The 14300-nt window shown below is 44.3% G+C and carries 13 protein-coding genes; 8 read left to right on the top strand and 5 right to left on the bottom strand.

Going from position 1 to position 14300, the window contains the following annotated elements; genetic code table 11:
- Positions 1-60: 60 nt before the first annotated feature.
- The 6 genes from thrS (at position 61) to OC193_RS09155 (ending at position 4245) form a co-directional block, all read left to right on the top strand.
- Positions 61-1989, top strand: a complete 1929-nt coding sequence (gene thrS, locus OC193_RS09180; protein WP_048659527.1) for a threonine--tRNA ligase — start codon at positions 61-63, stop codon at positions 1987-1989.
- 83 nt (positions 1990-2072) lie between these two features.
- Complete coding sequence (infC, locus tag OC193_RS09175) at positions 2073-2543, top strand: translation initiation factor IF-3 (RefSeq protein ID WP_017063602.1); 471 nt, start codon at positions 2073-2075, stop codon at positions 2541-2543.
- Between the two features lie 104 nt (positions 2544-2647).
- Positions 2648-2842 carry a 50S ribosomal protein L35 gene (rpmI, locus tag OC193_RS09170; RefSeq protein ID WP_004738430.1) on the top strand — a complete coding sequence of 65 codons (195 nt, stop codon included), beginning with the start codon at positions 2648-2650 and terminating at the stop codon, positions 2840-2842.
- Between the two features lie 42 nt (positions 2843-2884).
- On the top strand, positions 2885-3238 hold the full coding sequence (gene rplT / locus OC193_RS09165; RefSeq protein WP_004733517.1) for a 50S ribosomal protein L20: 354 nt from the start codon (positions 2885-2887) through the stop codon (positions 3236-3238).
- 211 nt (positions 3239-3449) lie between these two features.
- Positions 3450-3767 (top strand): N(4)-acetylcytidine aminohydrolase, encoded by a 318-nt coding sequence (gene yqfB, locus OC193_RS09160; protein WP_048663543.1) that lies wholly within the window; start codon positions 3450-3452, stop codon positions 3765-3767.
- 40 nt (positions 3768-3807) lie between these two features.
- The gene (locus tag OC193_RS09155; RefSeq protein WP_048663542.1) at positions 3808-4245 is read left to right on the top strand and encodes a hypothetical protein; all 438 of its coding nucleotides are present in this window, start codon (positions 3808-3810) and stop codon (positions 4243-4245) included.
- Between the two features lie 120 nt (positions 4246-4365).
- On the opposite strand, the gene OC193_RS09150 is transcribed toward OC193_RS09155, so the two are convergent.
- The 5 genes from OC193_RS09150 to OC193_RS09130 all read right to left on the bottom strand — a co-directional run bounded on the left by OC193_RS09150 (position 4366) and on the right by OC193_RS09130 (position 10735).
- On the bottom strand, positions 4366-5604 hold the full coding sequence (locus OC193_RS09150) for a leucine-rich repeat-containing protein kinase family protein (RefSeq protein ID WP_048663540.1): 1239 nt from the start codon (positions 5602-5604) through the stop codon (positions 4366-4368).
- A gap of 114 nt (positions 5605-5718) precedes the next feature.
- Positions 5719-7293, bottom strand: a complete 1575-nt coding sequence (locus OC193_RS09145; protein ID WP_048663538.1) for an ABC-F family ATP-binding cassette domain-containing protein — start codon at positions 7291-7293, stop codon at positions 5719-5721.
- Between the two features lie 491 nt (positions 7294-7784).
- The gene (locus tag OC193_RS09140) at positions 7785-8363 is read right to left on the bottom strand and encodes a TetR/AcrR family transcriptional regulator (RefSeq protein ID WP_048663537.1); all 579 of its coding nucleotides are present in this window, start codon (positions 8361-8363) and stop codon (positions 7785-7787) included.
- Positions 8360-9796: a coniferyl aldehyde dehydrogenase gene (locus OC193_RS09135; RefSeq protein ID WP_048663536.1), complete on the bottom strand. Its 1437-nt coding sequence runs from the start codon at positions 9794-9796 to the stop codon at positions 8360-8362. The genes OC193_RS09140 and OC193_RS09135 overlap by 4 nt, the downstream gene beginning before the upstream one ends.
- Before the next feature lie 234 nt (positions 9797-10030).
- Entirely contained in the window at positions 10031-10735 is a 705-nt protein-coding gene (locus OC193_RS09130) for a class I SAM-dependent DNA methyltransferase (protein WP_048663535.1), read from the bottom strand.
- A 442-nt stretch (positions 10736-11177) separates the two neighbouring features.
- On the opposite strand from OC193_RS09130, the gene speA reads away from it, so the two are divergent.
- Together speA and speB are read left to right on the top strand one after the other, a co-directional pair.
- A complete protein-coding gene (gene speA / locus OC193_RS09125; RefSeq protein ID WP_184957545.1) occupies positions 11178-13067 on the top strand; it encodes an arginine decarboxylase in 1890 nt (629 codons plus the stop codon).
- Positions 13067-13993, top strand: coding sequence for an agmatinase (speB, locus tag OC193_RS09120; protein ID WP_017105806.1), 927 nt, complete (start codon positions 13067-13069; stop codon positions 13991-13993). The genes speA and speB overlap by 1 nt, the downstream gene beginning before the upstream one ends.
- Positions 13994-14300 lie beyond the last annotated feature (307 nt).

The following is a 14300-nucleotide window of genomic DNA, read 5'->3' as shown; positions in this document are numbered from 1 at the left end:
AATATATTAAATAATTTTCATGTGTTGCTTGGTGTGCAACACCACTGTAAAGGACAAATAATGCCAATTATTACTCTTCCTGACGGTAGTCAGCGTCAATTTGACAACCCTGTATCAACTCTAGATGTTGCCCTATCAATCGGTCCTGGTCTTGCGAAAGCAACCATTGCTGGTCGTGTAGACGGCGAGCGTGTTGATGCTTGTGATCTTATCGAAAACGATGCAAGCCTAGAAATCATCACAGCTAAAGATGAAGTTGATGGCCTTGAGATCGTTCGTCACTCTTGTGCTCACCTTTTAGGCCACGCGGTTAAGCAGCTTTTTCCAGAAGCGAAAATGGCGATCGGTCCTACTATCGATAACGGTTTCTACTACGATATCGACCTTGAGCACTCTCTAACGCAAGAAGATCTAGAAAAGATTGAAAAGCGCATGAAAGAGTTAGCGAAGACCAAGTACCAGGTTGTTAAGAAGAAAGTTAGCTGGCAGGAAGCGCGCGACGCATTCGAAGCTCGCGGCGAGACTTACAAGATTGAAATCTTGGACGAGAACGTTTCTAAAGACGATCGTCCAGGCCTGTACCATCACGAAGAATACATCGATATGTGTCGTGGTCCACACGTGCCTAACATGAGCTTCTGTCAGCACTTTACTCTACTTAACGTAGCGGGTGCTTACTGGCGTGGTAACAGTGACAACAAGATGCTTCAACGTATCTACGGCACTGCATTCCACGACAAGAAGGCGCTTAAAGCTCACCTTGTGCGCCTAGAAGAAGCGGCTAAACGTGACCACCGTAAAATCGGTAAAGCGCTTGACCTATTCCACATGCAGCAAGAAGCACCAGGCATGGTGTTCTGGCACCATAACGGTTGGACTATCTTCCGTGAGCTAGAAGTATTTATTCGTCAAAAACTGACTGAGTACGATTACCAAGAAGTTAAAGGCCCATTAATGATGGACCGTGTTCTTTGGGAACGCTCTGGTCACTGGGATAAGTACGCTGAAGCAATGTTCACAACTTCTTCTGAGAACCGTGAATACGCTATCAAGCCAATGAACTGTCCTGGCCACGTTCAAATCTTCAACCAAGGTTTGAAATCTTACCGTGATCTACCGCTACGTATGGCTGAGTTTGGCTCATGTCACCGTAACGAGCCGTCTGGCGCACTTCACGGCATTATGCGTGTTCGTGGCTTCACTCAAGATGATGCTCACGTATTCTGTACTGAAGACCAAGTTCAACAAGAAGTTAAAGCTTGTATTGATATGGTTTACGATACTTATACAACTTTCGGTTTCGAAAACATTGTTGTTAAGCTATCGACTCGTCCAGAACAGCGTGTAGGTTCAGACGAAATGTGGGACCGTGCAGAGGCTGACCTTAAGCAAGCGCTAGAAGCATTAGAGATTGCATACGAGATTCAAGAAGGCGAGGGTGCGTTCTACGGACCTAAGATTGAATTTACTTTGCATGATTGTTTGGACCGCGCTTGGCAATGTGGTACAGTGCAGCTCGATTTTGCATTACCAGAACGTTTAGGTGCTACTTACGTAGGTGAAGATAACGAGCGTCACACGCCAGTTATGATCCACCGCGCGATTTTAGGTTCACTAGAACGCTTCATCGGTATTCTTATTGAAGAATACGCTGGCTTCTTCCCAACGTGGTTGGCGCCAGAACAAGCAGTTGTCATGGGCATTACAGACAAACAGTCTGAATATGTACAAGAAATTACGAAAAAACTGCAAAAAAGTGGATTTAGAGTCAAAGCAGACTTGAGAAATGAGAAGATTGGCTTTAAAATCCGCGAACATACTTTGAAACGTGTACCGTTCATGCTTGTGTGTGGTGACCAAGAAATGGAAGCCGGCGAAATTGCAGTACGTACACGTAAAGGTAAGGACCTTGGCAAATTTAAAGTGGATGACTTTATTTCATACATCCAAGCCGAGGTTTCAAGCCGTAAGCTCAATCTGGAGGAATAGCTATTAAAGGCGGAAGACGTGGCCAACAACCGGCCAAACAAAACCAGCACCGTTTAAACGGTGACATTCGTGGCGTTCGTGAAGTGCGTCTAACTGGCGCAGACGGCGAAGCTGTTGGTGTAGTATCAATCGCTGAAGCGATGGAAGCTGCAAATGAAGCTGGTATGGATCTTGTAGAGATCAGCCCTAACGCCGAGCCGCCAGTTTGTCGTGTGATGGACTACGGTAAGTTCCTCTTCGAGAAGAGCAAAGCTGCGAAAGAGCAGAAGAAGAAGCAAAAGCAGGTTCAGATCAAGGAAATTAAATTCCGACCTGGAACTGATATTGGAGACTATCAGGTAAAACTACGCAACCTGACTGGTTTCCTAGAAGACGGCAACAAAGTGAAGGTAACAATTCGCTTCCGTGGCCGCGAAATGGCTCACCAAGAAATCGGTGTTGACGTTCTTAATCGTTTGAAAGCGGATACTGAAGAATTTGCAGTAGTCGAATCTTTCCCAACGAGAATTGAAGGTCGCCAGATGATCATGGTGTTGGCCCCTAAAAAGAAGTAATTAACGGCTTTGCAAGTAATTGAACCCTGCAGCCTCAGGTTGCGGGGTTTTATTCGCCCTAATTACTATGTTATTAACAACTCAACAATGCGGAGTTATTCATCATGCCTAAGATGAAAACCAACAAAGGTGCTGCTAAGCGTTTCCAGAAAACTGCTGGTGGTATTAAGTTTAAGCACGCTGGTAAACGTCACATCCTGACTAAGCGTACTACTAAGAACAAGCGTCAGCTACGTCCGAACTCGATCCTTCCTAAATGTGAAGTTGCTCAAGTTCTACGTATGATGCCATACGCTTAATTCTTTTTAGTTTATAAATTCGTTTAGTTTAGGAGAAGCATAATGCCTCGCGTAAAACGTGGTGTACAAGCTCGTGCACGTCATAAGAAAGTTCTAAAACAAGCTAAAGGTTACTACGGAGCACGTTCACGTGTTTACCGCGTAGCTTTCCAAGCAGTTACCAAAGCTGGTCAATACGCTTACCGTGACCGTCGCAACAAGAAACGTCAATTCCGTCAACTTTGGATTGCACGTATCAACGCGGCATCTCGTCAAAATGGTCTATCTTACAGCCGTTTCATCAATGGCCTTAAGAAAGCATCTATCGAGATCGACCGTAAGATTCTTGCTGACATCGCAGTATTCGACAAAGCAGCATTTGCTGTTCTAGTTGAAAAAGCGAAAGCATCTCTATAATTTAGAGTTAGCTTAAAGGTTTAAGAAAAGGAGAACTTCGGTTCTCCTTTTTTATTGCCTGTAATTTGGCTTTGCCATATTTTCTCGCATCTCGCATCTCGCATCTCGCATCTCGCATCTCGCATCTCGCATCTAATTTTTTATTCGCTTGAACAAGTATTCTGGTATATAAACATTTACCTAACCTTTAAATGTTAAGCGACCGAGATAAATGACCGCACCTACTACTATGACGTTCTTCGAACGTTTTGAAACCGATATCCTTTCAGGCAAAAAGACCATTACTATTCGCGATGAATCTGAGCGCGATTACCAGCCGGGCAGTGTTGTAGAAGTATCCACGCTAGAGCAGGGACGTGTATTCTGTAATCTTAAGATCATTAGCGTTGAACCAATCCTGTTTGATGACTTAGGTGAGTTCCATGCTCAGCAAGAGAACATGACGCTGCAAGTTCTGAAAGATGTGATTCAAGACATCTACCCAGGTATTTCTCAGCTGTATGTTGTCTCTTATGAGTTGGTAGCTTAAGCCTGATTGGATTAGATTGACTAGCTAGGGATGGCGATTTATGAGTAATAACCAGCAGACACTACTTCAGCTTTACTGTCGTGAACAGCAAGACCAAACGTTACTGTCTAAGAATGACCTTGATAGTGAACTGAGCGAGAGTGCCGATTATTTAAAGTGGTGCGAGAGCAAAAGAAACTTTGTTGAAGAAGATGTCTTAGGGCGTACTTGGGTAAAAAGTTGCCCAGCAGGGTATATTACTGAGGTTCACTTTCATTCGGATGGCAGTCTAACGGAATACCGCTTGTTTGATCGGTTTGAAACTCAAGGTCATTGGCTGTTGAAAAGCGGGTTGCTGCAAGTTGAAATCAGTAAAGGTGACAATCGTTACCAGTTTGATGCGGTTGCGTGTAAAGACTTGAATATCCACTCAGCGGTAGAATATAAAAACCAAGAGCTTCACTCCTACCTTAAGCTTGTTCAGGTGGAAGCTAGTTAACTCGGATTTGATTCATCAAGCTCCAAAAGCAAAAAAGCAAAAAAGCAAAAAAGCTAACGTCAAACGTTAGCTTTTTTCATTTCTATCGAACCTTGATTGGCTACTTAGGCTTGGTAGCCCTTATGCGTGATAGTTTTCAAGTTTCTTGTACAGTTCTGAATCTATATCTTCAGTAGAGCAAACCGTCAGTAGGTCTTCAATAAAGTGCTTGAGAGCACGAGCTTCGGTACTACGAATGCCTTGTTGCTGCTTTTCAGTCAGGTAACCGTAGATAGTCGCTGCGCCAAAATCACCAAAGATCATTTGGCCTTGCTCATTGACTAGGGTGTTGTGCGCATACAAGTCACCGTGACAAACCTTGTTGTCGTGTAGGTGATTAAATACATCAATCATCTGAGTCACGATGTTGTCGATCTGCGCGATCGGAAGCTCGAAACCTTCTGGGAAAGTATCACGCGTGCAAGTATCGAGTGTCGGTGGCAAGCCTAGGTTGTAATGGCAGCTTGGGATAAGCTCCATCACCAACGCAAGGTAATCTTGTTCGTCCACTTGCGCGATAGACTTCACTAAGTTGCTATGGTGACCAGCTTGAAGACACGCTTCTAGTTCATCATGTGGGTAACCGTCGCTTGTCACTTCGCCTTTGAATACTTTAACCGCCACTTCCTGAGGGAAATCAAAATCACTGTTTAACCAATTAGCATGAGATATCACGCCTGATGCACCTTGACCAAGCACTTGATTCAATGAGTAGCATTGCGAGCTTACTGCAGGCACGCTATCTAAGCTGCTCGGGTGTTTGCAAAATGGATTGCCCGCAAAGGCTAACCAAGCAAGTTTTGGTAGCTTAATAAGGAACTCAGGGAATTCAGTCAGTTGGTTTGCAGACAAGCGGACCAGTTCGAGGTTGGATAGGTCTTCCATACTCTCAGGTAAAGCGCGAAGCTGGTTGCCTGCGAGTGCTAGCTTTTGCAGTCTTGGTCTTTCACCCAGTGAGTTAGGCAGAACTTCGATGGCATTATCTGTCAGAATTAACCAGCGCAATTGAGCGGGTAGGGACTCTTCACTCACTGTTTTGATTTGGTTGGTCTTGAAACCGATCATTTCAAGCTTAGGAAGTGACCCAAGAACATCAGGAAGGTGCGTAAATAGGTTATTCGACGCAAAGATAATACGTAGATTAGTTAGCTGTGTTAACTCTTGTGGAAGCTCCGATAACTGATTCCCTGAAAGATCCAGAATCTCTAGCGAATCGGAGAGCTCTAAGATCTCTAATGGAAACTCGGTGAGACCTTCTGACAGTTTTAAGCGCTTAATACCTTTTAGTTGCCCTGATTTTAATTGTTCTAGAGTATGCAAACCTTAGCCTTATGAATAGATGTTCGAGGCGCGTAGTGTACTTGTCTCAAGTGAGAAAGGCGAGCACCGGAACGATGCTCGTTTAACTAAGCTTAGCGAATGAATTTACGAAGCTTAAAGTTGTATGTGATTTTGGCTTACGCCAACCTCCTCAACAAAATCGGTATCATGACTGACTAGGATGAACGCACCTTGATAGTCACGTAAAGCCGACGCCAATATTTGCTTTGAGTCGATGTCTAGGTGATTGTCTGGTTCATCGAGCAGCAGTAATGGCGAATCCTGTTTATGGCTGACGATCAACATCGCCAGTTTCATTTTCTCTCCACCACTTAGGTGAGCGACTTTGCGGTACACGGAGTCTCGCCTAAAGCCGATGCCAGCTAACAAGGTGCGTGCGTCACTTTCCGTCATGCTGCAGCTATGTGCCATCAGGCTATCGAACATGGTGTCGTTAGTGTCCAACAGTCCAAAGTGTTGATCCAAGTATACTGTGGTTCCTAAGCGTTTAATGGAACCTGTATAGTTCGAGTGTTGCCCATGAATGGCCTTTAACAGCGTCGATTTTCCACAGCCGTTCGCACCAGTTAGATAACACCGTTCACCTTGCGACATAGAGAAGTTGATGGGAGCGCCAGAACCAAAACTCAGGTGGCAATCTTCAACGGTTAATAGCGAGTTCTTTTTACTGTTATTACCCTGTTGCAGGTACAACGCTTGTGGTTTTAGTTGCTCCTTTTGTTCTTTAAGAGATAGAAGCTTATGTTGGTTTTGGTCCTTTAAGTTCTTTTGGCTAGTGGCTGATGCTCCTTGAGTTCGTCCTGCTTTATCTTTCATCGCATCCAATAATATCTTGGGTTGGCTGCCTGACTTTCTGAGTCGATTACCTTGAGACTCACGTTGCTGTGCTTTTTCCTTATTAGCTTGAGCTTGGCGCTCCAGACGTTTCTTTTCGGATTGGTGATGCGCAATCTGCTTGTCCAATGCTTCACTTTGGCTCGACATTTGTTTGAAGTAATCATCGTAGTTTCCTTTGTAGAAATGTACCCCCAAACTGTTGAGATGGTAGATCCCCTCCATGTGTCTCAATAAGCTTCGATCGTGACTTACGACAAGCACTTTTCCTTCAAATTGTTGGCACTGCATTAGTAGCCAATTTCGTCCGTCGTTATCCAAATGGTTGGAAGGTTCATCGAGAATTAATATGTCGTGATTCGATGTAAATAAGCGATGAAGTTGCAAGAGGGCAAGTTGGCCACCGCTTAATGTGTTGCATGGTGTAGTTAACTCACTGGTTATTTTCAATGTAGCTAAAAGCTGATGAGTGGTTTCTTGCAAACCCCAATCGTCGCCAACGATATTGAAGTGCTCAAGTTCGCAGCTACCTTGTTCGATAGCTCGCAAGGCATTGAGCTTTTCGTTGATACCTAAGAAGTCAGCAATGTTGATTTCGCTATCCAAAAGATCTGAAGGTAATTGTGAGTAAAAGCCGATCGAACCTTGTCTAGACACACTACCTGATGTTGGCTGTGTTTGCCCTGTGAGTAACGAAAGTAGCAGTGACTTTCCAGCCCCATTTCTTCCAACTAGTCCTGTAAGGCGCGTGCTCAAATTAAAGGTGATGTCTTTGAATAACCACTCGCCAGTATCAAGCTGAAATGAGAGATTATTGGCTAATATAGTAGGCATAAGAATACCTCCCTTTACGTGTAAACGAGTAAAAGGGGTGAGGCGCTTTTCTACATAGACTCCAATGCAGGACTCTAACAATAAATCGCCAAAGACGTTACTTAGGTAGATGACCAATCAAAGATAGAAAATCTGTGATGAGATGAATTCTGTCTTTGAGGTACAGTTCTGCAAGATTCATGTTGTCAAAAGACGGATCTTTAAGAACTTGATTTGTCGCGAAAATAGATGACGAAGTAACGCCCACTAACCCCGAGTGTCCAAATGATTTTTATAAAAATAAATCGGATGTCAGGATGTTAGTACTTCATTATGGCGTTATTCTCTTTTGAAATGATGGTGGGATGTTACTGAAAGAGGGTGCTTAAAGTCAATATGGTGGTGTGATTAAAATGTATCCAAATAATTAAAGCGCCTCATGCCTATATAGATATAGCCATGAGGTGCTTTAGAGTGTTCTTTGAAAGCAAGAGCTTCAAATAATGTAAAAATTACAGGTTTTGTCCGCCGACAGCTCGCCAACACATGTCAAAGCTATCGCTGATGTACTTGGCTGACTGCTCTGGTGGTAACTCATTCTGCTCAATCAACCAGTTTGCACAAATCAAAAAATGGCTGTGGATGAAGTGCCTAACGAGATTAATGTCTAACACCATTAACTCACCGGCTTCCTGTCCTTTCAAAATGATATCATCGAGTGATGCGAACATCTGCGAGACAATGACTTCGCGAGTTTGAGTCGTTGGGTCAAAATGCACATTGGTGAAAAACTTCATGGCGACTGGGTTTTCTAATGCCCACTCAATCCCTGTCATCCACATGAATTTAAAGGCTTGATAGCGATTTTGTTCAGCGATTTCTGTGTGCTGAACAAGGGTAGAAAATAGCTCTATTTTCAGTTCACGAAACAGTTCATCAATCAGTAGAGATTTGTTCTCAAAGTGATGAAACAGCGTGGCTTTTGCTACCCCTGCGGTTTTCGCTATTTGACCTGTAGATGTGCCCTCTAACCCTTGTTGAGAGAAGAGTAGGAGCGCAGCATCTAGGATTTTTTGCCTTTTTGTAATCATCGATTCAGTACTTTGAACATCATTTTTTTGATTGGGTTGTTATATGGAGGGTGCATCAACTTAGTGAAATTGATTTTGCCTCGAGTCAATACGGTTTTCGCATGGCTGAAGGTTCTGAAGCCTTCAATACCGTGGTAGTGTCCCATGCCTGACGGACCAATACCACCAAACGGCGCGTCTTCTGCTGCGACATGTACTAGAGAGTCGTTAATACAAACACCCCCTGAATGAGTGTCCGATAGGAATCGGTCTTGAGTCTGTTTGTCGTGACTCATTAGGTACAGGGCAAGTGGACGTTCTCTTGTTGTGATGTAGCTAATTGCTTCTTCAATAGAATCATAAGGCACGATAGGAAGCACAGGACCAAACAACTCTTCTTGCATTGCCACCATGTCGTCATTCACTTCGGTGAGAAGGTGTGGCGTCATTCTGTGGTTCACGTCGTCTTGCGCTTGTTCGGTGACAGTATGTACTACAGCACCTTTTGACTGCGCATCTTCAACCACACCTTTTAATCGATTGTACTGACGCATGTTAACCACTGAGGTTAAGTCTTTGCTCTCAATTCCCGCTTTATACAGCTTCTTGAAGTAGCGTTTATAAGCCGTGATAAATGCATCGACTTTTTCTCTTGGCAGCAAGATGTAGTCAGGCGCGACACAGATTTGACCTGCGTTTAAGCTCTTGGCAAACAAGATACGTTCAACGGCGTCAGCGACATCGAAATCTGGGGCAATAATCGTTGGAGACTTGCCGCCTAGCTCAAGTGTCACTGGCGTTAAGTTCGCGGCTGCAGCTTTCATTACGTGCTTACCAACAGCGGTTGAGCCTGTGAACAGGATATGGTCAAACGGCAGCTGGCTAAACTTAGCAGAAACGTCGGCTTCACCTTCGATGATCGCCACTTGTTCTTCACTGAAACCTTCGGCCAACATCGCTTTCAAAACACGGTTAGTTGCAGGAGTAAACTCAGACATCTTGAGCATTGCTGTGTTACCTGCTGCCAATGCTGTAATTAGAGGACCCAAAGAGAGCATAACTGGGAAGTTCCAAGGCACGATGATGCCAACCACACCTACCGGTTGATAATGCACAGTAATCTTGGCTGGTGTTAGCATTAAGCCGGCTTTTCGACGTGAAGGCTTCAACCACTTCTTAAGGTTTTTATCACTGTAATTGATCTGGTGTAGGGAAGGGGTGATGTCAGCAATTAAGCTGTCGTGCTTTGCTCGATGGCCATAATCTTCTGATACCGCTTCAATTAACTGCTCTTGGTAGCGCATTAATAGTTTTTTCAAGACTGAGAGATCATTTCGTCTCTGCTCAAGTGTTGGATTAACGTTGTTACGGTAGTGATCTTGTTGTCGGTTGAACAGTTGATCCATGTCGTTGGTGCTTGACGTGTTTGGTTCAAGGTCTAGATTATGGCTCATAGTATCCCCTAAATTCGAAGGCTGACCGATTGGTCGGCCAGTTAAAATTACAAGAAGTTAGGATCGAATACAAGATATGGACAAGAAAAGTTTATTTTTTGTGCAATGAACTGGCGATTTAGTTAAGTGGGCGCAACAACGGAAAAGTTGGCATTAAGGAAGAAATGACTGGTTTGCAGAGAAATGTTCGTGTGCCTTTAGTGTAGTTAAAGGCACACGCGATTTGCTTGCGGGTTAGGCTGAGACTTTCTCGCAACGCATAAAGATGAAGTTAACGTTTTTTGATAGGCGCTCGTACGTTTCTTTAGAGATGGCTTTGGCTTTCTCGTCGATTGTGCCTTCGGTGATTTGTGAAATCAGCAAGCCAGATTGACTGACAGCTTGGCAAAGCTCGGTTAATGAACGGCGGTAGAAGCTTACCTGAACGGGTGTTCCGACCGTGTTCCACTCTTCTTGAATGAATTCACGCTCGTAGTAATTACCAGAAATCGTACATTCAAAGTCAGCAAAAGGGTGGTGAGTGGAAAACACGATGTAGCCGCCCGGTTTCAGAACGCGATACACGTCTTCAAAGACAGGCTTTAGATCTTCAATGTAATGTAGTACCAATGGGCACACGATGACATCAGCGCTGTTATCAGCTTCCTTAGGTAAACCAAGAGCAGCATCTTGCGCGTATGCGGTCACATTGGGGATTTGTTTTCCGTTCACTAGGTCAACCATATCTTGAGACAGGTCGGTACACGTGACTTTGTTGGCACCTTGGTCGATAAACCACTGTGCGTATATACCTGAGCCGCAGCCAAGGTCGACAATATCGAGCCCTTTAACATCGTCTAGTAAGGCTATGGTTGATGGGCGTTCTAATAGGGCATTATAAATATTATCGCGAGCAGCAGAGTCGTATTGCTTTGCGTAGGTGGTGTACATTTCGGACATGATTTAACACTCATCAATAGGTATGGAAGAACAGGATACTGACTATCTTAGTGATAGCGAGAGTTGTGATATTGAAGTGCCGATATTTGTCACAAACCTGACTTAACATCACCAAAATGACCAAGAATTTTAGGTGTGAATGCTATTTTATTCACCTGATTTCTTGTTAGAAAGTGCTTTATATTTAATGCGCTTCAGCCTGCTTTTTGCCCTAAAACCTTGTAATTCCTTATCTGTCACTTTAAGTCGATCTGTCGATAAAAAAACGTAATCGTAACCACAAATATCAATGGTTGGACTCGCTCTTCATAATATCGGTTAATGCAGCCAACAAATCGTTTTTGAGCGTTTTTTGTTGGGTTATACCTCGCTATTCCAAAGAGGTATCTTCTGTCGATGGCCCTATAGTGTGAGGTCTCTAGAATTGGAAAATTTGGTTAATTTGGAGCGCATCCGTGCTGAGTATAATGTAAAGCACTGGAGCCAAGGTTTTTATGGAATTGATGACAACGGTGAAGTGTATGTTTCACCAAGCGAAACCGATCATCAAGTTCCTCTAAGTAAGATCGTAAAACAGTTAGAGCAAAGAAATATTGGTTTACCTGCTCTTGTGCGTTTTCCTCAAATAGTGCATCAACGTGTGCACAATATCTGTAACGCATTTAATCAAGCGATCGAAGAATATCAGTACGACAACCGTTACCTACTTGTTTATCCGATTAAAGTTAACCAGCAAAAAGAGGTGGTTGATGAGATCTTAGCGAGCCAAGCTCAATTAGAGCAAAAGCAGCTAGGCCTAGAGGCGGGCAGCAAGCCTGAGCTATTAGCGGTATTGGCGCTGGCTCAAAAAGCGAGCTCTGTGATCGTGTGTAACGGTTACAAAGACAGAGAATACATCCGCCTTGCACTGATTGGCGAGAAACTAGGGCACAAGGTTTTTATCGTTCTAGAGAAATTGTCTGAGCTTGATCTTGTTCTTTCTGAAGCGAAAGCTCTGGGTGTGAAACCTCGTTTGGGTTTACGTATCCGTCTTGCTTCTCAAGGCGCAGGTAAATGGCAAGCAAGTGGTGGTGAGAAGTCGAAGTTTGGCTTGTCTGCATCACAAGTGCTTACCGTTATTGAGCGTTTGAAAGCCGAAGACCAACTGGATGTTCTAGAGCTAGTACACTTCCACCTTGGCTCGCAAATGGCGAATATTCGTGATGTGCGAAATGGTGTGAGTGAGGCGGCTCGTTTCTACTGTGAACTGCGTGATATTGGCGCTCAACTGAAGTTCTTAGATGTTGGTGGTGGTTTAGCGGTCGATTACGACGGCACACGCAGCCAATCTTCAAACTCAATGAACTACGGCTTGCTTGAGTACGCTCGTAACATCGTGATGACAGTGGGGGACATTTGTAAGCTCTACAATCAGCCACAACCTGTGATCATTTCGGAGTCTGGTCGCTCACTGACTGCGCACCATGCCGTGCTAATCACCAACGTGATTGGTACCGAAAGCTACTCGCCGGAAGACATGGCAGCACCAGAAGCCGACGCACCACTGTTGCTAAACAACATGTGGAAGAACTTCTTGGAGTTAGATGCAGGCAATGATGACCGCGCGCTGATTGAGATCTACAACGATACGCAAAGTGATATCGCAGAAGCACACAACCAATTTGCGACAGGCATGCTGAACCTTCAGCACCGTGCTTGGGCAGAGCAGATGTCTTTGCGTATTAACTACGAACTTAGCTCTCGAATGAGCACTAAAAACCGCTACCACCGTCCAATCTTGGATGAGTTGAGCGAGCGTTTGGCAGATAAGTTCTTCGTGAACTTCTCTTTGTTCCAATCGTTGCCTGATGCTTGGGGTATCGATCAGGTGTTCCCAGTATTGCCTCTAAGTGGTTTGGATAATGCGGACGAGCGACGCGCTGTGGTATTGGATATCACATGTGATTCTGACGGTACGATTGATCAGTATGTTGATGGTCAAGGTATTGAAACAACGTTGCCAGTTCCTGCATGGAACCCTGATGAACCATATTTGATGGGCTTCTTCCTAGTAGGCGCATACCAAGAGATCTTGGGTGATATGCATAACCTATTTGGTGATACGCACAGTGTAGTGGTCAACGTTGACGAAAGCGGTGAAGCGAACATCGATTACATTAACGAAGGCGACACGGTTGAAGACATGATGCGTTATGTTCATATCGATATGGACCTAATTCGTCAGAACTACAAAGAATTGGTAACGGCGAAAGTACCAGCGCAAGAGCAGCAAAGCGTACTTGAAGAGTTAGAGCAAGGCTTGATGGGTTACACCTATCTTGAGGATTTTTAATGAACGATCTATTTACGAAACCAGATTACTCACTGTACTCCAATGCGATGACTTTCATGCGCCGTCCATTGGTGCAGAACCCAATCGATAACGATGCTGATGTGGTGGTGTTGGGCGCGCCGTTAGATATGGCGACATCTGGTCGTCCGGGTGCACGTATGGGACCTGATGCGATTCGCCGTGCGTCGGTGAACTTGGCATGGGAAGGCAAGAAGTTTCCGTGGGACTTCAATGTATTTGAACATACCTCGGTGATTGATGCTGGCGACCTTGTGTTTGATTGCGGTGACGCAGAAGATCTAACTCAACGTTTAGAAGCGGCGGCTGATGCGATTCTAAATAGTGGTAAAACTCTGTTAGGTTTAGGTGGCGATCACTTCATTACACTGCCTTTGCTTAGAGCATATGGCAAGAAGTACGGTGAGATGGCTCTGATTCACTTCGACGCGCATACTGACACTTACAGTCAGGGCAGTCGTTACGATCATGGTACTATGTTCTACCATGCACCAAACGAAGGCCTTATCTCGCCAGAACACTCGGTGCAGATCGGCATTCGTACTGAGTACAAACAAGAAGGTCATGGCTTCAATGTCATTAATGCGATGCAAGCGAATGACATGAGTGTGGACGAGATCATTGCTCAAGTGAAAGGTATTGTTGGTGATAAGCCAGTTTACCTAACATTTGATATCGACTGTCTGGACCCTGCATTTGCACCGGGTACCGGCACGCCAGTGTGTGGTGGTTTGAATTCAGATAAAGTGCTCAAAATCATCCGTGGCTTACAAGGTATCAACATGGTTGGTATGGATGTGGTAGAAGTGTCTCCAGCCTATGACCAAAGCGAGATTACAGCTTTGGCTGGTGCGACGATTGCTCTCGAACTACTTTACGTTTGGACGGCGAACCGTCTCGCTAAATAGTAGTGTGTCATTGCTAACAGCATAATGTTATATACTGATTTTAAAGCCCACTAAGGTTTAACTTAGTGGGCTTTTTTTGGATTCCTCGAAATATCTATTTGCAACTTCTACTCATTGCCCCTGCATACCCACTCAATACTCTAGCAGTTGTATATGTAATTGACGCCATATATGGTGTTTGAACGGTTTCTCATCAGCTTTGTGCTGAACCTTGTCTCAAATATGGGATTTAGTTCTTCTTTGGGGGCTAGGTATATCTCGACCTTATTAATTGCCTATAAATCCTAATGATTTATCAACTTTATTA

The sequence above is a fragment of the Vibrio crassostreae genome (assembly GCF_024347415.1).
Lineage (GTDB): Bacteria > Pseudomonadota > Gammaproteobacteria > Enterobacterales > Vibrionaceae > Vibrio > Vibrio crassostreae.
Note: the sequence above shows the minus strand (reverse complement) of the source record. Positions and strands in the feature narration are given on the sequence as shown.